The following is a 19671-nucleotide window of genomic DNA, read 5'->3' on the forward strand; positions in this document are numbered from 1 at the left end:
TTAAAAGTTAGCATTAAAACCAAGAATTACGATTCTTGAAGGTGGATAACCACTTCCGTCTGCATTTCCTCTTTCCGGATCCCATAGCTTAAAGTTGCTAAAGGTCAGCAAGTTGTTTCCCGAAAGATATAAGCGGAATGTTTTGACAAAAGTTTTACTCATTAGCGACTTAGGCAAGGTATATCCAATCTCAAAGTTCTTCAACCTCATAAAACTACCATCACGCATATTCCAGGTCGACTGTTGAGTATTATTCGATGCTCCGGCTTTACCACTTAGGCTCAATCGAGGATAAGTAACGGCAGCATTTTGTTCTGGTGTATTGGTCGTTTTCCAAACGTGGCTATAAATATCTTCGTTGATCGCAGAGCGCTCCATATTACCACTTGAGAATGGTTGCATGGCTATACCACCTAAGAAGAAGCTCGTATGTGCAACCCCTTGGAAGAATACATTAATATCCCAACCTTTCCACTGTGCAGTGGCTCCAAAACCATACATAATTTCCGGTAAGTTGGTGTATCCAATGGCCACTTTATCATAAGAGTTGATCTTTCCATCTCCATTAATATCTTGATACTTGATATCTCCAACTCTATATTCTCCAAACTCTTGTGTCGGACTATTGTCAATATCTTCTTGATCCTTAAACAAACCCAGTGCAATGAGTCCGAATGGTTGCATCGTTCCATTGCTACCAAAAGGCTTTCCTATTTTATTTTGATATTTATACTGCCAATCAGGTTCATCATTATTCAATAGCTTATTACGGTTATAAGTAAAATTACCACGAGCGGTCAGAGAAACCTCTCCTACTCTTTGGCTATATTCTACGGTTCCATCAAAACCTTGATTCAAAGTTTCTCCAATATTAGTATAAGGTACCACACTCAAACCCACAATAGCTGGCAGTCCGGCACGTTGCAAGAAGATACCCTTACGCTTCTCGTGGAAATAGTCTGCTTGTATTTTTACTTTATTAAAGAAGGAAACCTCTATACCGATGTTGGTCTTTTGAGCTTCTTCCCAAGATACATTGAGATTTTCCACATCTCCTACACGAATACCATATCCACCTTCACCTCCGGCTACACCATAGTTCCAACTTTTAGGATCTTGTGTGTTAACTCCAATGATGGTCGGTTGATAAACCCAACGACGACTTCCACCAATATCATCATTCCCTACAATACCATAAGAAGCTTTTAGTTTCAATAAGTCGATAGTCTTAATGAGAGGTTCGAACCATTTCTCATTAGATACCATCCAACCAGCAGCAAAAGCGGGGAAAAAGCCAAAACGATGACCACGAGCAAAATTCTCAGAGCCGTTATACCCCATATTGACCTCAGCGAAATAAGTGTCTTTGAAGGCATAAGTTACCCTAGCAGCAATACCTTGGTTTTTATAAGGTAATGATTTGAACTTATCATCATCTTGTGTTCTGTTATGGATTTTATGATTATACAAAAACAAAGCCCCCACACGATGTTTCTCCATAAAGAGACGGTTATAGTTTAAAGAAGCCTCCATATAGGTGGTCATCGTACCATCAGTTTTACGCTCATACGAAAGTTCATTGCTCCCGGTATAGATCGCATTACCAAAAACCAAGTTTCCATTTTCATCTCTTCCGGTGGCATGATACTGAGTCGGCTCCTTTTTCCTTATTTGTGAAGAGGTATTCCAAGCATCCCATGAGAATTTCATATTAGCGGTCAAGCCCTTTAGGGGTTCCCATATTTTGCCTAAATCCTGAGTCAATCCGGCTAAAGCTTGTGAAGAATTCCAAAACTGTTGAGAGTAACCAGAATGAACAAGAAGATTCCAAGGGTTAAAACCAGAAGCACTGGAAGGAGCAGAAATGGTACCATCAGAATATTCTACCGGAAAAGCATTAGGAGAAGTGTTAAACGTGTACCCCCAAATATCATCTTTAGTTGCTCCGGGAGCAAATGACTTTTCATAAATATTGGCCATATTAATATTCAACGTCGTGCTTTTAGTCAACGCAAAATCCATATTAGCACGGAAGTTGAACTTATTATAATGAACAGAAGAGTTGTAATCATAACGATCGCCTGCTGTCTTGAAAATCGAACTTTCATTATAAAAAGCCCCTGAGATATAGTACTTTGCAATCTCTCCACCACCAGTGACGCTCAGATTAACACGTTGGTTATAAGCAAAATCGCGGTACAACTCATTAATCCAGTTCACATTGGGATATAAATCAGAGTCAGCCCCTGTTCTATATTTCTCAAAATCCTCTGGTTTATAATACTCTGTACCACTAGCCTCATTATAGAGTTCAGCCCATTCTAGAGCATTTGCAAATTTCGGCATTTTGGTTGGCGAAGTCATACCAAACTCGGTTCGCAAATTCAATTTCGGTTTACCCTCAACTCCTTTCTTAGTCGTGATCAAAATAACACCATTAGCTCCACGAACGCCATATACTGCCGATGCGGAAGCATCTTTCAAGATTGAAAAAGAAGCGATGTCGTCTGTATCGACCAAATCGAGTTCACGTTCAATACCATCGACCAAGACTAAAGGTTTAGTATTTCCCTTAAAAGAAGAGACTCCACGAATATAAAAATCAGCTGCACTATTTTTTCCCGGTTCACCAGAACGCGTCATAGCCACAATTCCCGCCAATTGTCCCGCTAATACAGACGATATAGAAGCTGATGGTACATTTAGCTTAGCGATATCAATAGTAGAGATTGCTCCAACAACGCTTTCCTTTTTTTGATGTCCATAACCAACAACCACAACTTCATCAATCACTTCTGTATCAAGAGATAGAGTCACATTTATCACATTCTGATCTCCAATAACGATCTCTTGTTTTTTCATACCAATATATGAAAACTCGAGTACTCCACCGACGCCATCAACTAAGATTGAATATCTTCCATTCAAATCGGTTACCGCACCTGTCGAACTGTTTTTCAACCAGACATTAGCTCCAATAATCGGTTCTTTATGTTCATTATCAATAATAAGCCCGGTAATCCTTCGTTTCTTATTTTGCTGTTGTTTCATTGGTGAGACTTCCCCAGCTTTCAAGATTACATCTTTATTTCTAATGACATAAGTCACATTGCTCCCTTTAAAGACCTCGTTAAGGACTTCATTTATTGTCCCCCTACAGTCAATATCCCTTTTATGGACATCATCAATATCACTTTCCTTAAAAAAGAAAGTATATTCACTTTTTTTCTCAATCAGTTTTATTGCCTGCTTTATAGAAATAGACTTTTCCTTAAGCACAACCTTGCTCTGCGCAGCATTGCTCAACATAGGATAAAAGCAAAAAACCAGCACGGCACTTATAAAGTACCAATGTCTTAAACAAGTTGTATTCATGTTTATTCTTAATTTATTTAAAGGTTAACATTTAATCAAACGGTTTTGCGTTTGATTCTCAAGTTAGAACAGAGAAGACTAACTAATCATATGTACATCAGACATATATTCTACACATAAATAATCAGGTCATTTTTCATAAGTATTAATCAAATAGTGTTTTTATATTTAGATATAGGGCCCTCAAAATATCAATATATTAAAATTGTATCTCCTTCTTTTTTATAATGTAAATTGAAGCTGATACATATTTTATTCAAGATCTCAGATAAGGATTCTTGTTTCCTTATAACGCCAGTAAACTCTGACACAGCCTCTGATTCATCAGCAAAAACAATTTTCACGCCATGTAGATGATATAGAAAAGTCGTTAATTCTTTTAAAGTCTTACGAGTAAAGACATACTCATCTAATCGCCAATCGTATTCGAATGCATCAACTCGTTTTTTCAAAACCTGACCAGTTATCGAATTATAAACGATCTGATCATTGGGCTTCATTTCGAAGTCGCGCCCTTTGTGAGCCAACGTATTAAATACGACTTTTCCGTTAAATAAAGTCACCTCGGTATTCTCCTTCGATTCTCTAATATTAAATTCCGTTCCTTTAACCGTGACAGACGTTTGTTCGGTATAGACCGAAAAAGGAGCGTTTTGTCTTTTCCGCACAGAAAATAGAGCTTCCCCTTTTAATTTAATCTTTCTATTTTCTAAATAATTACTAGAATAAGTCACAGTACTACCTTCTTTTACCCACACTCTAGAACTATCTGGCAAAACATAAGCCATACTATGATCAGATTGTCCTATGATTGTCACTGACCGGTCAATAAACAAACTATTAACAAGCCATGCGCCTGCCAACAATATCGCCACCGTAGCAGCAATTGAATAAGAGAGTAAACGTTTTCTGTTATATCGATCTTTAAGATTAAGACTCCTCTGCTTTACAACATGCCACATCTCTGATGACTCGACATGGTCTAGTTGATGATATTGTGGAGCATGCTGCCATTGATCAATCATCACACGTTCTAAAGGTTTTTCGTTAGAAAGCTTTTGAATTTCATTCGAATTCAGTTCCTCTCTAAGCATTTTTAGAATCAATCTTTTTACTTCGTTAATGCGCATATAGTATTCGTTTTATAATAAATACACGCAACCTGTTTGAGACCCTTAAGATTTGACTAACTTTATTCAAAAGATCAAAATATTAATTGACAGATCTTCAATATGCATCCATGCATTTTATGTTTTATTTAAAAAAAACTAATTTTTCAAAAGCTTTTGTTATATATTTGCAGCATATTGATTCAAAAAAAATATTTTTCGCGAAAAAAGGATATAATTATAATTATATCCATCATTATTAAAAAAAAGAGTAGGGAACTTACCAAACATAGAAACTCATTGAAGGGAATAAATAATGAACGAGGTCGAGCAGATATTACGATTTAAAGCAGGTGACCACAATGCTTTTGAATGGCTCTACAACAAATATTGGAGTCAAGTTTATAACTTCACACGACTATATATCACGACCACCGATGAAAGTAAAGAAATAGTACAAGAAGTTTTTATTAAAATATGGGAGTCACGGCAACAAGTCGATGAAAAAAACAACTTTAGAGGTTTTCTCTTCATCATTACCAGAAATCTTATCTTTAATATAAAAAGAGATAATCTAAACAAAGAATATTATAAATTATCTGTACTAGATGCATTTAGTCAAAACAACCTCAAAGATTATTATGAAGTTGAAGAAGAGTTATATGCTACCGAATTGGGACAATACATTAATCTACTAATAGATGGGCTTCCAGAGAAGCAAAAACAGATTTTCCTATTAAGTCGAAAAAAACATTTAACAAACAAAGAGATTGCAGAACAAATGAATTTAAGTGTAAAATCAATAGAAGGTTACCTTACCAAAACACTAAAATTTCTAAAACAGAATATTATTCTGTTCTGCATTTTTTGTTTACCGATCCAATAGACAAAAAGAACCACGAGTTCTCTCGCAGTTCTTTATCCCATTTGTTATATTACATCAAATCATCGATAGCACATTAAAACGATGTCCCATTATTTTTTAGCAGGACTCACTTTAGTTTTACGATGCACCGTTTTCAGCAATTCTCGATGAAAACGCATCTCAGCTTTTTGAACCAAATAAATCTTCTTATAAGATAATATATTCTTAAATTTATCCAAATAGGATTTATCTAAACGATCGGCAGCAATGCGGTTATCCATCACCCTCTCAATAATCTCTTCATATTGCGCATCTGTCGTTCCCTCATCTTTCCCTTTTCGGATCAGTTCCCACGATTCATCATTCAGCTGTTTCTTCCGATCTTGAAGTTCGAAATAAACAGGGAAGAATTTCAAAGCCTCCTCTTGGCTTAAACCTGCTTTTTCAATAATAAAAGCTTTTTGCTTTGCTCTAAACTGCTCCGGAGAAAGACGTTGATCACATCCTCTTGTTGCCCAAACATTAAAAACAGAGAAGCAAAATATGGCTAATAAAGCTACAAACTTTTTCATCTTATATGAGTTTATTTGATTCATTTTTATTCTACATTCGCGTCTGTAAGATAGACATAAAGCGAATAATCGTCCATCATAGCTCCGTCAACAGCCGTATCAATCATTTGATCAGATACAACTTCCGACTCTGCTGAAGTTTTCACATCTTTCTGAGTAAAACTAGCGACTCTGATAATTAAGGCGGCTCCAATAAACATCGCAGCCATATATAAGAATGGCTTTAGTTTTGTCCAACGCCCAATCTTTTCTTCTTCAAAGGTTCCCTTCTCTCTTTCAGGAAGTTTGCTTAAAAGTTCTGCATTAAATTGCTCAAAATAACCTTCCGGAACTTTAAATGCATTATCCTTACCTACTTTATTATAAATATTATTTTCTTCTTTCATCACTAATTCCTCCTCTTTTCATTTAGACCAGCTATCTTATAAAAGGTTTAATCTTGTTCGGTTAAATACTTCTCTATTTTCTTTACGGCATGATGATATGAGGCTTTTAAAGCTCCAACAGATGTCCCAAAAATCTCAGACATCTCTTCATATTTCATCTCTTGATAATATTTCATATTAAACACCATCCGTTGTTTTTCAGGTAACGTAAGCAAGGCTTTCTGCAACATCAACTGAATCCGATCTCCAGAGAAGTAAGGATCACTTTCCAACTTCTTCCAACTATCAGATTCCAAATCATCGACAGACATCGTTGTTATTGCGCGTTGCTTATTTAGGAAAGTCAAACTTTCATTCATGGCTATTCGATACAACCATGTCGAAAGTTTAGCCTCCGCACGGAAATACTCTAGATTCATCCATGCCTTAGTAAACGTATTTTGCAACAAATCATTAGCATCCTCATGCGAAAGTACCATACGCCGAATTTGCCAATAAAGTTGCTCACTATATGCTGACACGATCTGTCCAAAAGCCTCTCTACGAGTCTCCTCTTCTTGAAGCAACTTTAGCACATCACGTTCATTATAGGGATTCATCATTTATCGTTTATTTTTATAGTATCAATTAATCATTATACAAAGATTCTCACGAGCCAATACCGTATTGGGAAATACTGAAGAGGCCTCTTCCAATAAAGAATCTTCGTCATCATAGCGTGCCGAAAAATGACCGATAACAAGTTGCTTTGCTTCCGCTTTTAAAGCAATAGTCGCTGCTTGCTGAGCGGTAGTGTGGAACGTTTCTTTAGCCCGTTTCAGTTCTGTTTGAGCAAATGTCGCTTCATGAAATAACAGGTTGACTCCATGTATCTGTTCCACAATAGAAGGGCGATAAATAGTATCGGAACAATAAGCATATTTGCGGGGAGGATCAGAAGGGAAGGTCAACCGTTCGTTGGCAATAACCTCACCATCGGCAGTCACATAATCCTCTCCGTTCTTGATACGGTTTAACTCACAAATAGGAATCTTGAAGAAATCGATCATCTCCCGATTAATATGGTTTGGTGTTTTCTTCTCTTCAAACAAAAATCCGCAACAAGGTATACGGTGCTTTAACGGGATCGTTGTTACCGTTAGTGACCGATCCTCATAAATTTGTTCGGAATGTTTAGAATCAAAAGCGTGAAAAAAAACTTGATAAGGCAAACCTTTACAAAAGAAGTTAAGCGTAGGAAGCATTAGTTCTTCTAATCCTTCAGGAGAATAGATATGTAAATCAGCGGTCCGTCCAAGCATTCCAAAAGTTGAGATTAATCCCGGTAAGCCAAAACAATGGTCGCCATGCAAATGAGAAATAAAAATATGATTTAAGCGAGAAAATTTAAGCCTAGAGCGTCTAAGCTGCATTTGTGCACCTTCACCACAGTCGATCATAAAAAGCTTATCACGCAGGTTGACGACTTGTGAAGTCGCGAAATGGCGCGTTGTTGGTAATGCAGACCCACACCCTAGAATATATAATTCAAATTTTTCCATAATCAAGATTCATCCTTTAAAGATTTTCTCTTCATCTGCAAATATATGCCATTTCATGGTATAACATGGAATAAAATCAATAAAAAAGGGTGTTCCATAACTGGAACACCCTATATTTATGATAAAGAAATAATTTTTATTATTTATTTCCTTCAAGTTGCTCTTTCAAAGCAGCTAATGCGTCGATATCACCCAATGTAGTAGATGCAGCTTGATTTTGGATCATAGGAGCGTCTTCTTTCTTAGTAGATTTCTTAGCAGAAGCTTTCTTTTCTACTTTTTCTTCAGCTTTAGCAACATCTTCAAAAATGCGGCTGTGAGACAAGATGATACGTTTAGCATCTTTGTTGAACTCGATTACTTTGAATTCTAGTTTCTCGTCCAACTGAGCTTGTGAGCCATCTTCTTTTACAAGGTGCTTAGGAGTAGCGAAACCTTCAACACCGTAAGGAAGAGCAACAACAGCACCCTTGTCTAACATTTCGATGATTGTACCTTCGTGTACTGAACCTACAGTAAATACTGTTTCGAATACATCCCAAGGATTCTCTTCAAGTTGTTTGTGACCAAGGCTCAAGCGACGGTTTTCTTTGTCGATTTCCAATACTTGAACTTCGATATCAGCACCAATCTGAGTAAATTCTGATGGGTGTTTAACTTTCTTAGTCCATGATAAGTCAGAGATGTGGATCAAACCATCAACGCCTTCTTCGATTTCAACAAATACACCGAAGTTAGTGAAGTTACGTACTTTAGCAGTGTGCTTAGAACCTACCGCATATTTCTCTTCGATAGCTTCCCATGGATCTTGTTTCAATTGTTTGATACCCAAAGACATCTTACGTTCGTCACGATCCAAAGTTAAAACAACAGCTTCTACTTCGTCACCAACCTTCATGAAGTCTTGTGCAGAACGTAAGTGTTGTGACCAAGACATTTCAGATACGTGGATCAAGCCTTCAACGCCTGGTGCGATTTCGATGAATGCACCATAGTCAGCCATAACAACAACCTTACCAGTTACTTTATCACCAACTTTCAATTCTGAGCTCAATGCATCCCATGGATGAGGAGTCAATTGTTTCAAGCCAAGAGCGATACGTTTCTTTTCGTCATCGAAGTCAAGGATAACCACGTTAAGTTTTTGATCCAACTCAACCACTTCTTTAGGATCGCTAACACGTCCCCAAGAAAGATCTGTAATGTGAATCAAACCGTCTACGCCACCCAAGTCGATGAATACACCGTAAGATGTGATATTTTTAACAGTTCCTTCAAGAACTTGTCCTTTTTCAAGTTTGCCGATAATTTCTTTCTTCTGTTGTTCCAATTCAGCTTCGATAAGAGCTTTGTGAGAAACAACAACGTTTTTGAATTCTTGGTTGATCTTAACCACTTTGAATTCCATTGTCTTACCAACGAATACATCGTAATCGCGGATAGGCTTAACATCAATCTGAGAACCCGGTAAGAAGGCTTCAATACCGAATACATCAACGATCATACCACCCTTAGTGCGGCACTTGATGTAACCCTTAATAATTTCTTCGTTTTCAAGAGCAGCATTAACACGATCCCAAGAACGAGTCGCGCGAGCTTTTCTGTGAGAAAGAACAAGTTGTCCTTTTTTGTCTTCCTGGCTTTCGATGTAAACTTCTACAGAGTCTCCAATCTTCAAATCAGGATTGTAACGGAATTCATTCAAAGGAATGATACCGTCTGATTTGTAACCGATATTAACAACAACTTCACGTTTGTTCATAGCGATCACAGTACCGTCAACAACCTCACGGTCATTTACTTTGTTAAGTGTACTGTCATAAGCTTGTTCAAGTTGTTCTTGGCTTACATTTCCGACAGCTTCCCCTTTTTCATATGCATCCCAGTTGAAATCTTCAATAGGAGCAACGTTCTTTAAATTTTCCATTAATAAATAAAATTGTTTAATACTTTAATTAAATAAGACATTATATTAACTATAAATCGGGCGCAAATTTAGCATTATTTTCTTGACTGACAAAACCATAGTGAAAAAAAACGCATTCTAACGATTGAAAAGTTCGAAAGTAAACTTGCAACCGATTTGAGGGGATTTCCATTCTTCGCTACCGATAAAAAATCCAAAGTCAAAAACGTGAGTACCAATGCCATACCCCAACTCAACATAGGGTCGTAAATGAGGCATAGAGAGCACGTTTAAATACAACCGTTCATTCTCAACATAGCGGGTATATTTAACTAAGTGAGGCATTAATAAGAATGGAGCTTCATAAGTTAAATGAGCTCGCAAATAACGCTTAGAAGAGTTGTACCAACGCCCATCGAGTAATTGGAAGACCCCTCCGATTTCATCATTCCATCCCACAGGTAAATGTCTTTTTGAAAAATTTGCAAAATCAACAAAGAAGAGTTCTTTTTGGTTAGTAAACATTCCACCTCCTATACGGTAATACAAACTACGCATCGCTCCCAAACGGATTCTATGCTGGGCATCCACTTCTATTCGCTCATATTGGCCGGTACTTTTAAATACCCCCTCGATCCCTCGTTCATAATCGACTGAGATCGTCGGATACTTAGAACCATAGTTTATCTTACGCTTCCCATTCATATAATAATAAAGACAAGGTGTCCATTCTATACGAACACGGGGAGCAAAAGAAGTATAGGAGTTTTTAATTTTACTCAGAAAATTTGGTGGAGGTACAGAGGGTAAACTCCCCAAATATTCAAATCGAATTGGATTCACGAGTGTACGACAGTGCATAGCAACGCCTAAGCTAATATCTAAACCATTAATCGGTTCAAAGCTGTGACGAAGGTTAAAAAATAAATCTCTAAAATAATCCAATCGCATCGAATTCATATTAAAAATAGAATCGGGCGTCGACTGAATATTTTCCAAAACATCACTACTATAAATACGGTTACCGTTACCTACGCTCAAGTGAATCCCTCCGCGTTTTTGAGGCCAATATTCAAAATCTCCATTAATCGACCAATAGAATTCTTTATGCGTAAAATTATAACCAATTTTAGGGGTCATGCGCAACAAACGATCATCAATAAATAAACGCTGATAGCGAAAATCTTGTCGATAAGATAGCCCCGAAGATCCATAACTTAACAATAAAGGGTTGATAAACGGAGAACAGCGCACGCTACCGAACTTCGATAAATTGAATTTATAATCTTCTAAAAAGAGATCGCCAACAGCCCCCCAAAAGGCAACACTCTTAGACTCTTTGGACTTCTTTAAGGTATCTTTTCGTAGATTGTAATTATGATAAACTAGTTTATCCTTTTCTGTTAGAGGAATAGGACGCAACACAGCAAACGTTTCAGGGTCCGTATGGCAAGCGTTCGTATCGCATTTCAACGAAAAGGAATCCGACAAATTGAATTTCTTATCTTTCTTCCGAGCACGCCCTTCTTTGAAATTTATCGAACGATAATTGAGCAGTACAGTATAGGATCCGTCCATTTTATTCCCCAAGAAATTAAATTGCGCTTCCATATCATAACGTACAGGCAAAAACTCGTTCATCTCCCCAACCTTTCCCATTTCAATCAGACACATGAAAGTCATCAAACCGGAACGACCGGAAAAGCGAATTTCACGAACACTCCAAACGTTACTACTGACAATGAGATACCCACCGACTAGCTGATCGCTTTTAGATTTAGGAATAAAACGAATCTTATAATCTAGATTATCAGGAGTCCCCATCACTGTATCTAATAAGAAGGTATAATATTTCTCTGCGTATTTAGACAGTGGAGACATCAAACGCTCATCATTCAACAAAGAGGAAGAATAGATATTCACACTAAAATATTCCAATAATCCAGGAACACCTCTATTAACTCCCTTTATTGTTCCCATCGATGCTTTGACTTTCTGATCATAAATATTCGGAGCAGTAAAGTGCAAATCACTATTCGTCTCCAATAAATACTCACGCACCCCTTTTTGTAAGCGAAACATAGAAGGAACATAACGAATGATAAAGTTCTTCTTTCGAACATTAACTTTACCTTTTATATATAGATCTGCCCTAAACTCATCGACGATGGTTTCATAAAGAGGAGCATACGTCATCACATGTCCAAGAATAGAATCGGTCGATATGGGTTTACCTGTATAGGGATTCAGTATAACATTAGCCTCCCCTCTTCCTCCAAAGAAGCAAAGCATAACTAATATTAATAGATTTTTTCTCGCTATTCTTTTAAACATGAGTAGTGCTATATTCCTGCTATTAAACAAATATAAAAATAATATCTAACCTTAAGTAATCAAAACACAACTTTTAATACTCCAAGATCAAACAAACCTCTATAAAGTTGATTTTATCTCAAAAACGATATAACGAACGCCGTCGAAGGAATACAAAAAAATACAATAAATTAAGAACACACCCCAATAAAATAGGGGTACAAGAATAAAAAATCATATATTTACCCAAATATACCCCATATTTTTATAGGCATAATCTGTTTTTTTATACTTTTGCAGCCAAATCAAGGAAAATACAATAAAAATCAATTCGTATGTCAAAAATGAGATTCTTTGCCCTACAAGAGCTAACCAACAGACAGCCATTAGAAGTCACTGCCCCATCAAACAAATTATCAGACTATTACGGAAGCCACGTCTTCGATCGCAAGAAAATGCAGGAATATCTTCCTAAAGAAGCTTATCGTGCAGTTATGGATGCGATTGAAAAGGGCACGCCCATAAACCGCGAAGTCGCTGACTTAATCGCTAATGGAATGAAAAGTTGGGCAAAATCACTCAATGTAACCCATTACACCCACTGGTTTCAACCGCTAACCGATGCTACTGCTGAAAAGCATGATGGGTTTATCGAATTTGGAGAAGGCGGTGAGATCATCGAACGTTTCTCTGGAAAATTACTTATTCAACAAGAACCTGATGCGTCATCATTTCCTAACGGTGGAATTAGAAACACTTTCGAAGCTAGAGGGTATACCGCATGGGATGTCACCTCACCGGCGTTCGTCGTTGACACCACGCTTTGTATTCCGACTATTTTTATCTCTTACACGGGAGAAGCACTTGATTACAAGACTCCTCTACTTAAAGCATTGGCTGCCGTAGATAAGGCGGCAACAGATGTTTGCCAACTATTCGATAAGAACATCACACGTGTATATACCAATTTAGGTTGGGAACAAGAATACTTTTTGGTTGATTCAGCATTATATAATGCGCGTCCGGACCTTTGCTTAACCGGTCGGACACTAATGGGACACTCCTCTGCCAAGGACCAACAACTTGAAGATCACTATTTTGGTTCTATTCCTCCGCGCGTTACTGCTTTCATGAAGGATTTAGAAATTGAATGTCACAAATTAGGTATTCCGGTCAAAACACGACACAACGAAGTGGCACCGAATCAATTTGAGTTCGCTCCTATTTTCGAAAATTGCAACTTGGCCAACGACCACAATCAATTGGTCATGGATTTAATGAAACGCATAGCACGTAAACATAATTTTAGCGTCCTACTGCATGAAAAACCTTATAGCGGAGTTAACGGATCGGGCAAACATAACAACTGGTCGCTTTGCACGGATACAGGCATTAATTTATTCGCCCCTGGAAGAAATCCTAAAGGAAATATGCTCTTCTTAACGTTCTTAGTCAACGCTTTGATGATGGTTTATAAGAATCAAAATTTACTAAGAGCTTCTATCATGAGTGCAAGTAATAGCTATCGACTTGGTGCTAACGAAGCTCCTCCCGCTATCCTTTCATGCTTCTTAGGCAAGCAATTGTCAGCTACACTAGACGATATTGTTCGCCAAGTTGGTGATGAGAAAATGACTCCGGAAGAAAAGACAACCCTCAAGTTAGGTATCGGACGAATCCCAGAAATCCTACTCGACACCACCGATCGCAATCGTACTTCTCCATTTGCATTTACAGGAAACCGCTTTGAATTTAGAGCAGCCGGTTCTTCATCCAATTGTGCCGCTTCAATGATTGCAATCAATGCAGCAATGGCTGACCAACTCAATGAGTTTAGAGTAGCTGTAGAGAAACTGATTGAAGAAGGCATTGGAAAAGATGAAGCTATTTTCAGAATCTTAAAGGAAACGATTATTGCCTCTGAACCAATTCGTTTTGAGGGAGATGGCTATTCCGAAGAATGGAAACAAGAAGCTGCTCGCCGTGGGCTAACCAATATCTGTCACGTACCTGAAGCTTTAACACATTACATAGACGAGCAATCAAAGAAGGTTCTGATCAACGAAAAAATATTCAATGAAACAGAACTAGCTTGCCGACTAGAAGTTGAACTTGAAAAATATACCATGAAAGTTCAAATAGAAAGTCGTGTTCTCGGTGACTTGGCAATCAATCATATCGTTCCAACGGCTGTAATCTATCAGAACCGTTTATTAGAGAATTTAAAAGCTTTAAAAGAAGTCTTCTCTGCAGAAGAATATGAAGAACTGAGTGCCGATCGAAAAGATCTTGTTCGCGAAATCTCAAAACGAGTAACAAGTATAAAAGTTCTAGTCAAAGAAATGATTGAAGCACGTAAAGTAGCCAATCATATCAGTAGCCATAAAGAGAAAGCTTTTGCTTATGAAGAAAGCGTTCGCCCTTATCTGGATAAAATCCGTGATCATATTGATCATCTAGAGATGGAGGTTGACGACGAGATATGGCCACTCCCTAAATATAGAGAATTGTTGTTTTCGAAATAGTAAATAAAAATTCATTCTTGTCAAGTTGAAAGTTTGAGCATTCTTTTCCTTACTCTGTAAGTGAAAGAATGTTACAAACTTTTAATTCCAACCTTTTCACCCCTTCCTGTAACTTTTTATTCCATTTATTCTTTTTTTTATTTTTTCTTATTACTTTTGTGCTATATAACACAGTTTTGCAGCACTTATGGTAAAATTAAACTTATCGGATATTGATATCTCGGAACAACTTTCCGACATGTTGGCTCCCCTAAATTCAGAACAGCGGGAGTACCTGATGAACAATTACGTCATTCAGACGTACAAAAAGAATGAGACCATTTATTGTGAAGGCGAAACCCCTATTCATCTTATGTGCCTCATCAGTGGAAAAGTAAAAATCTACAAAGACGGCGTAGGTGGTAGAAGCCAAATTATTCGTATGATTAAACCTACTGAATATTTTGCTTACCGCGCTTACTTCGCTAAAGAAGATTTTATAACCGCTGCAGCGGCATTCGAACCTTCAGTTATCTGTCTAATACCCATGGATGTGATCACTAATCTAGTGACCCAAAACAACAAATTGGCAATGTTTTTCATTTGTCAGTTATCGAAAGACCTAGGCATCTCGGACGAACGTACCGTAAGCCTAACTCAAAAACATATTCGTGGACGATTGGCCGAATCTTTATTATTCCTAAGAGATAGCTATGGTTTGGAAGAAGACGGGTTTACCCTCAGTATTTATCTCTCAAGAGAAGATCTGGCTAACTTGTCGAACATGACGACATCGAATGCCATTCGTACATTATCAAATTTTGCGACCGAACGCCTCATCGCCATAGACGGTCGAAAAATAAAGATTATAGACGAAGAAAAGCTTAAAAAAATAAGCAAAATAGGGTAAAACCTTTTAGGCTTAAATCAATATTATTAACTTAACACACCTTTTTTATCATGAAAAAAAGCATTTCTATGCTTCTTTTGTCCATGCTATTCATCGCCCCAGGATGCAAACCGACTAAAGAAGTAACGAACGAGTACAACATCGTTCCTTATCCGAATCACATTGTTCCACAATCCGGACGATTCAAACTAAGCAAAAAAGTAAAAGTTGTTGTCCCAACAGATCAACCTGAGATCAAAGCAATAGCCGACAGTTTTATCACTCGTGTGAAACAAACATCCGGTCTATCGATGAGACTTTCCACACAAAAAGAGACAACTCCTTCCATCCATTTTATGATAGAGGATGCTTTGCCTAAAGAAGGATATACACTATCGGTAAATCCTGACTCAATCATTGTTAAAGCCTCTCAGCCTAATGGCTTTTTCTACGCCGTACAAACGCTCTATCAACTTCTTCCACCAGCAGTTTATGGCCAAGCTAAAGTTAAAGATGCAGAATGGTCTATCCCTGCAGTTGAAATCAAAGATGAGCCGCGATTTGCTTACAGAGGGCTAATGCTTGATGTATGCCGCCATTTTGCACCAACCGATTACATCTATAAATTTATCGATTTATTGGCGATGAATAAAATGAATACTTTTCATTGGCATCTTACCGAAGATCAAGGATGGCGCATCGAAATAAAAAAATACCCTAAGCTAACAGAGATTGGCTCAAAACGAAAAGAAACACTAATCGACTATTATTTCACCAATTATCCTCAAATTTTTGATGGAAAAGAGCATGGTGGATACTATACTCAAGAACAAATAAAAGACATTGTTGCTTATGCTGCTAGCAAGCAAATCACGATCATTCCCGAAATAGAGATGCCAGGACACGCATTAGCCGCTTTGGCAGCTTATCCAGAGTTATCGTGCGACTCCACAAAACAATATGAAGTAGCCACAACATGGGGAGTGTTTGACGATGTTTTTTGTCCAAGCGAAACAACGTTCACCTTTTTAGAAAATGTATTAGATGAGGTCATGGCCCTTTTCCCAAGTCCTTATATCCATATCGGAGGAGACGAATGTCCCAAAACAGCTTGGAAGAATAGCTCCTATTGCCAACAACTAATCAAACAATTAGGATTAAAAGACGATACGACCCCAAGTCAGGTTGATGGCAAGAAACATACAAAAGAAGAAAAGCTTCAAAGTTATTTCATCACCCGAATGGAAAAATACTTAAATAGTAAAGGACGCAACATCATTGGATGGGATGAAATTTTAGAAGGCGGACTAGCACCCAATGCTACAGTGATGTCATGGAGAGGCATTGAAGGTGGTATAAATGCAGCTAAAGCAGGTCACAACGCCATTATGACTCCAGGAGCATTCGCCTATTTAGACCACTATCAAGAAGATCCGGCCAATGCCCCCACCACCATTGGAGGTTACAACACTCTAAAAAGAACGTACAGCTATAATCCCGTTCCCGAAGACGCCGATAGTTTAGTCAAAAAACACATTATTGGCATTCAAGGAAATATCTGGAGAGAATACATGGTCAACTCAGAGCGAATTGATTACCAAGCTTTTCCTAGAGCGATAGCTATAGCAGAGACAGGATGGACCAATGCTTCAAATAAAAATTGGAAACACTTTTGTGAACGCATGGTTACCACTTTTGATCGTTTAGATTACTTAGAAACAAAAGCTTGTCGTAATTTCTTTGAGGTAAACATTAACACCCATGCCGAGAAAGATCAACCGATCAAAGTCGTTCTAGAATGTTATCACCCCGATGTTGAAATTCGTTATACCTTAGACGGAAGTGAACCTACCACATCATCATCCCTCTATACAGAAGCCTTTCCACTAAGTGGAAAGATTCACTTACAAGCTGCAGCATTCAAAGATGGAAAAAGATTAGGGGCAATTACCCAAAAGGAACTTTACGGTAACCTTATTTGCGGAAAACCTTTCGAAGTCACTCCATCCATGGTTTGGACCGGCGACACCTTCGATGAATTCGATTTGCTAGGGGGAGACAAAACAACTTTCGGATTAACAAACGGCAAACGAGGGAATAATGCCTCCTACAATCCTTGGAGCAGTTTTAATATGTCGGAGCAACAAGAAGTTGTATTTATAGTTCATTTAGAGCATCCTACTCTGATCCGCAAAATCATGTTTGGGTCGCTATTTAACCCAGCAATGAAGATGCTACCGGCAAGTGCGATCAGCGTAGAAACATCAGCAGATGGTAAGCAATATCATCTGATTGCAGAACAACAGTTAACCCACGAATATCCTCAACAAGGAAGAAAAGCTTATACGGACAGCGTTTCATTTGAACCTATCGAAACCACCTTCATCAAATTAAGAATCAAAAACGGCGGTATGCTACGCAATGGTATTGATTTCAGAAAAGAAGAAGGACCTGAAAAGATCCAAGCCGACTTATGGCTAGATGAAATAGAAGTCTATTAGAAATGACCGCTATAAAACAATTAAAGGTGCTTTTAGAAAGCACCTTTAATTGTTTTTATCTAAAGATCAACGTGATCAATTATCCAATCAATCCTCTTTCTGACAAATAACGTTCAGCCTCAATCGCTGCTTTACAGCCACTTCCGGCCGCAGTAATCGCTTGTCTATAATGAGGATCGGCAACATCACCGGCAGCAAATACTCCAGAAACATTTGTCCGTGGACTATTTCCTTCTGTGATGATATATCCAACCTCATCTGTTTGAATATACGGTTTAAAGATATCAGAATTAGGCTGATGTCCGATAGCTAAGAAAAAGCCATCAATAGGTAAGTCATAACGTTCCTCGTCAGATTGACCAAGACGCTTCACCAAATGAGCACCTTCCACCCCATTATCACCGTATAATCCGATCGTATTATGTTCGAACAAGACTTCAATCTTCTCATGATTCATCACGCGCTCTTGCATAATCTTCGATGCACGAAGATAAGATTTGCGCACAATCAGATAAACCTTAGCTGCTAGTCCGGCTAAATAAATGGCTTCTTCACAAGCCGTATCACCACCACCAACAACAGCAACTGTCTTTTTACGATAAAAGAAGCCATCACAAGTTGCACAAGCACTCACTCCCATGCCGGCGTATTTCTTCTCATCATCGAGACCGAGATATTTTGCAGTTGCCCCAGTAGCAATAATCAACGTTTGAGCCTCTATAACCTTCTCACCGTCAATCGTTATTTTATACGGAGCCTGACTCAAATCAGAGGCAGTCGCAATTCCAAAACGCAAATCAGCTCCAAAGCGCAAAGCCTGTGCTCTCAAATCCTCCATCATTTGCGGACCACTAATTCCCTCCGGGTAGCCAGGGAAATTTTCAACATCAGTAGTCGTCGTCAATTGCCCTCCAGGCTGAAGACCTTCATAAAGAACAGGAGATAAGTTTGCTCTTCCAGCATATATCGCTGCAGTATAGCCAGCTGGTCCGGAGCCAATAATCAAACAGTTTACTTTTTCTATTTCCATAATATTTTATTTCATTCAAATCATTTACGCTTATCTCAAATCAATGATATCAACATCAGGATATTTTTTCTGATCATACACAAACAATGTGTCTGCAAAAGACAACCCTTGTTGATAGTTCGTTATTGTTATTTCACTTCTTTGCTTGTTTCCCCGTTGCTGCAATAAAACATATATCGGTTGATAATTCTCTTTCGATAAATGCAAGACGATACAAGCCAGATCTTGTTTTCTATCTGTCGAAGTCAAGATCACCTGATAAATCGGCTTCCCTCTAAAGGTCGTTAGCTTTCCCAATTTACAGGTATACCCATGCTTATATAAATATAAAAAGGTATATGGATTAACCGATTGAAGTTCATCAGGAGAAGGTGAACTCACATTAACCTCTCCACTTCCGTGCGCATAACTCCACTGAGTTTTTCCATCAAACCAGATCTCCATATCATCCGTTTGCACATTAAACTTATCCCCCTTCAATCTGATGTCACCAGATGCTTCTCCCTCCAAACGGTTATTCGTAAACGAAAGAACCTTAAAGTTCATCTTTATGGCACCCGATTTTTTAAAATTTTCTGCGACCTTATCTAATATTGCTTCAGCCTTTTCGTCATGTTGCAAAGCAAAAGAACTCAATGAAGAAAGAAGTATAAAACAAAGAACGGCTATTTTTTTCATAT

The 19671-nt window shown here is 38.0% G+C and carries 14 protein-coding genes; 4 read left to right on the forward strand and 10 right to left on the reverse strand.

The genetic code is table 11. From position 1 onward, the window contains the following. Entirely contained in the window at window positions 1–3375 is a 3375-nt protein-coding gene (locus AC4PG5_RS07505) for a TonB-dependent receptor (RefSeq protein WP_492028324.1), read from the reverse strand. A 191-nt stretch (window positions 3376–3566) separates the two neighbouring features. Continuing rightward, the gene (locus tag AC4PG5_RS07510; RefSeq protein WP_492028325.1) at window positions 3567–4505 is read right to left on the reverse strand and encodes a FecR family protein; all 939 of its coding nucleotides are present in this window, start codon (window positions 4503–4505) and stop codon (window positions 3567–3569) included. Window positions 4506–4800: 295 nt separating this feature from the next. Between AC4PG5_RS07510 and AC4PG5_RS07515 the strand changes: the two genes are divergently transcribed. After that, complete coding sequence (locus AC4PG5_RS07515; protein ID WP_492028326.1) at window positions 4801–5370, forward strand: RNA polymerase sigma-70 factor; 570 nt, start codon at window positions 4801–4803, stop codon at window positions 5368–5370. 89 nt (window positions 5371–5459) lie between these two features. On the opposite strand, the gene AC4PG5_RS07520 is transcribed toward AC4PG5_RS07515, so the two are convergent. The 6 genes from AC4PG5_RS07520 to AC4PG5_RS07545 all read right to left on the reverse strand — a co-directional run bounded on the left by AC4PG5_RS07520 (window position 5460) and on the right by AC4PG5_RS07545 (window position 12088). Further along, entirely contained in the window at window positions 5460–5921 is a 462-nt protein-coding gene (locus tag AC4PG5_RS07520) for a hypothetical protein (RefSeq protein WP_492028327.1), read from the reverse strand. A gap of 26 nt (window positions 5922–5947) precedes the next feature. Next, a complete protein-coding gene (locus AC4PG5_RS07525) occupies window positions 5948–6307 on the reverse strand; it encodes a hypothetical protein (protein ID WP_492030714.1) in 360 nt (119 codons plus the stop codon). A gap of 47 nt (window positions 6308–6354) precedes the next feature. Continuing rightward, entirely contained in the window at window positions 6355–6906 is a 552-nt protein-coding gene (locus AC4PG5_RS07530) for an RNA polymerase sigma factor (protein ID WP_492030715.1), read from the reverse strand. Between the two features lie 24 nt (window positions 6907–6930). After that, window positions 6931–7848, reverse strand: a complete 918-nt coding sequence (locus AC4PG5_RS07535) for a ribonuclease Z (RefSeq protein WP_492028328.1) — start codon at window positions 7846–7848, stop codon at window positions 6931–6933. A 139-nt stretch (window positions 7849–7987) separates the two neighbouring features. Further along, window positions 7988–9775, reverse strand: coding sequence for a 30S ribosomal protein S1 (rpsA, locus tag AC4PG5_RS07540; protein WP_492028329.1), 1788 nt, complete (start codon window positions 9773–9775; stop codon window positions 7988–7990). A 117-nt stretch (window positions 9776–9892) separates the two neighbouring features. Beyond that, entirely contained in the window at window positions 9893–12088 is a 2196-nt protein-coding gene (locus AC4PG5_RS07545) for a DUF5686 family protein (RefSeq protein ID WP_492028330.1), read from the reverse strand. Between the two features lie 314 nt (window positions 12089–12402). Here AC4PG5_RS07545 and AC4PG5_RS07550 point away from each other — a divergent pair, with 314 nt between their 5' ends. From AC4PG5_RS07550 to AC4PG5_RS07560, 3 genes are all read left to right on the forward strand, one after another. Beyond that, window positions 12403–14592: a glutamine synthetase III family protein gene (locus AC4PG5_RS07550; protein ID WP_492028331.1), complete on the forward strand. Its 2190-nt coding sequence runs from the start codon at window positions 12403–12405 to the stop codon at window positions 14590–14592. Between the two features lie 187 nt (window positions 14593–14779). Then, window positions 14780–15481 (forward strand): Crp/Fnr family transcriptional regulator, encoded by a 702-nt coding sequence (locus AC4PG5_RS07555; RefSeq protein ID WP_492028332.1) that lies wholly within the window; start codon window positions 14780–14782, stop codon window positions 15479–15481. A 50-nt stretch (window positions 15482–15531) separates the two neighbouring features. Then, on the forward strand, window positions 15532–17961 hold the full coding sequence (locus tag AC4PG5_RS07560) for a beta-N-acetylhexosaminidase (RefSeq protein ID WP_492028333.1): 2430 nt from the start codon (window positions 15532–15534) through the stop codon (window positions 17959–17961). A 79-nt stretch (window positions 17962–18040) separates the two neighbouring features. Here AC4PG5_RS07560 and trxB read toward each other — a convergent pair whose 3' ends face one another. Both trxB and lolA1 read right to left on the reverse strand, forming a co-directional pair. Next, entirely contained in the window at window positions 18041–18991 is a 951-nt protein-coding gene (gene trxB, locus AC4PG5_RS07565; RefSeq protein WP_492028334.1) for a thioredoxin-disulfide reductase, read from the reverse strand. A gap of 30 nt (window positions 18992–19021) precedes the next feature. Beyond that, window positions 19022–19669, reverse strand: coding sequence for an outer membrane lipoprotein periplasmic chaperone LolA1 (lolA1, locus tag AC4PG5_RS07570; protein WP_492028335.1), 648 nt, complete (start codon window positions 19667–19669; stop codon window positions 19022–19024). Window positions 19670–19671 lie beyond the last annotated feature (2 nt).

Source organism: Bacteroides sp. QWL-09, from assembly GCF_058683585.1.

Excerpts from the sequence above, each read along its gene's own strand:
- AC4PG5_RS07545 (WP_492028330.1), bottom strand. The coding sequence starts at position 12,088 with ATGTTTAAAAGAATAGCGAGAAAAAATCTATTAATATTAGTTATGCTT.
- AC4PG5_RS07550 (WP_492028331.1), top strand. The coding sequence starts at position 12,403 with ATGTCAAAAATGAGATTCTTTGCCCTACAAGAGCTAACCAACAGACAG.
- rpsA (WP_492028329.1), bottom strand. The coding sequence starts at position 9,775 with ATGGAAAATTTAAAGAACGTTGCTCCTATTGAAGATTTCAACTGGGAT.
- AC4PG5_RS07505 (WP_492028324.1), bottom strand. The coding sequence starts at position 3,375 with ATGAATACAACTTGTTTAAGACATTGGTACTTTATAAGTGCCGTGCTG.
- AC4PG5_RS07555 (WP_492028332.1), top strand. The coding sequence starts at position 14,780 with ATGGTAAAATTAAACTTATCGGATATTGATATCTCGGAACAACTTTCC.
- lolA1 (WP_492028335.1), bottom strand. The coding sequence starts at position 19,669 with ATGAAAAAAATAGCCGTTCTTTGTTTTATACTTCTTTCTTCATTGAGT.
- trxB (WP_492028334.1), bottom strand. The coding sequence starts at position 18,991 with ATGGAAATAGAAAAAGTAAACTGTTTGATTATTGGCTCCGGACCAGCT.
- AC4PG5_RS07535 (WP_492028328.1), bottom strand. The coding sequence starts at position 7,848 with ATGGAAAAATTTGAATTATATATTCTAGGGTGTGGGTCTGCATTACCA.
- AC4PG5_RS07520 (WP_492028327.1), bottom strand. The coding sequence starts at position 5,921 with ATGAAAAAGTTTGTAGCTTTATTAGCCATATTTTGCTTCTCTGTTTTT.
- AC4PG5_RS07510 (WP_492028325.1), bottom strand. The coding sequence starts at position 4,505 with ATGCGCATTAACGAAGTAAAAAGATTGATTCTAAAAATGCTTAGAGAG.
- AC4PG5_RS07530 (WP_492030715.1), bottom strand. The coding sequence starts at position 6,906 with ATGAATCCCTATAATGAACGTGATGTGCTAAAGTTGCTTCAAGAAGAG.
- AC4PG5_RS07560 (WP_492028333.1), top strand. The coding sequence starts at position 15,532 with ATGAAAAAAAGCATTTCTATGCTTCTTTTGTCCATGCTATTCATCGCC.
- AC4PG5_RS07525 (WP_492030714.1), bottom strand. The coding sequence starts at position 6,307 with ATGAAAGAAGAAAATAATATTTATAATAAAGTAGGTAAGGATAATGCA.
- AC4PG5_RS07515 (WP_492028326.1), top strand. The coding sequence starts at position 4,801 with ATGAACGAGGTCGAGCAGATATTACGATTTAAAGCAGGTGACCACAAT.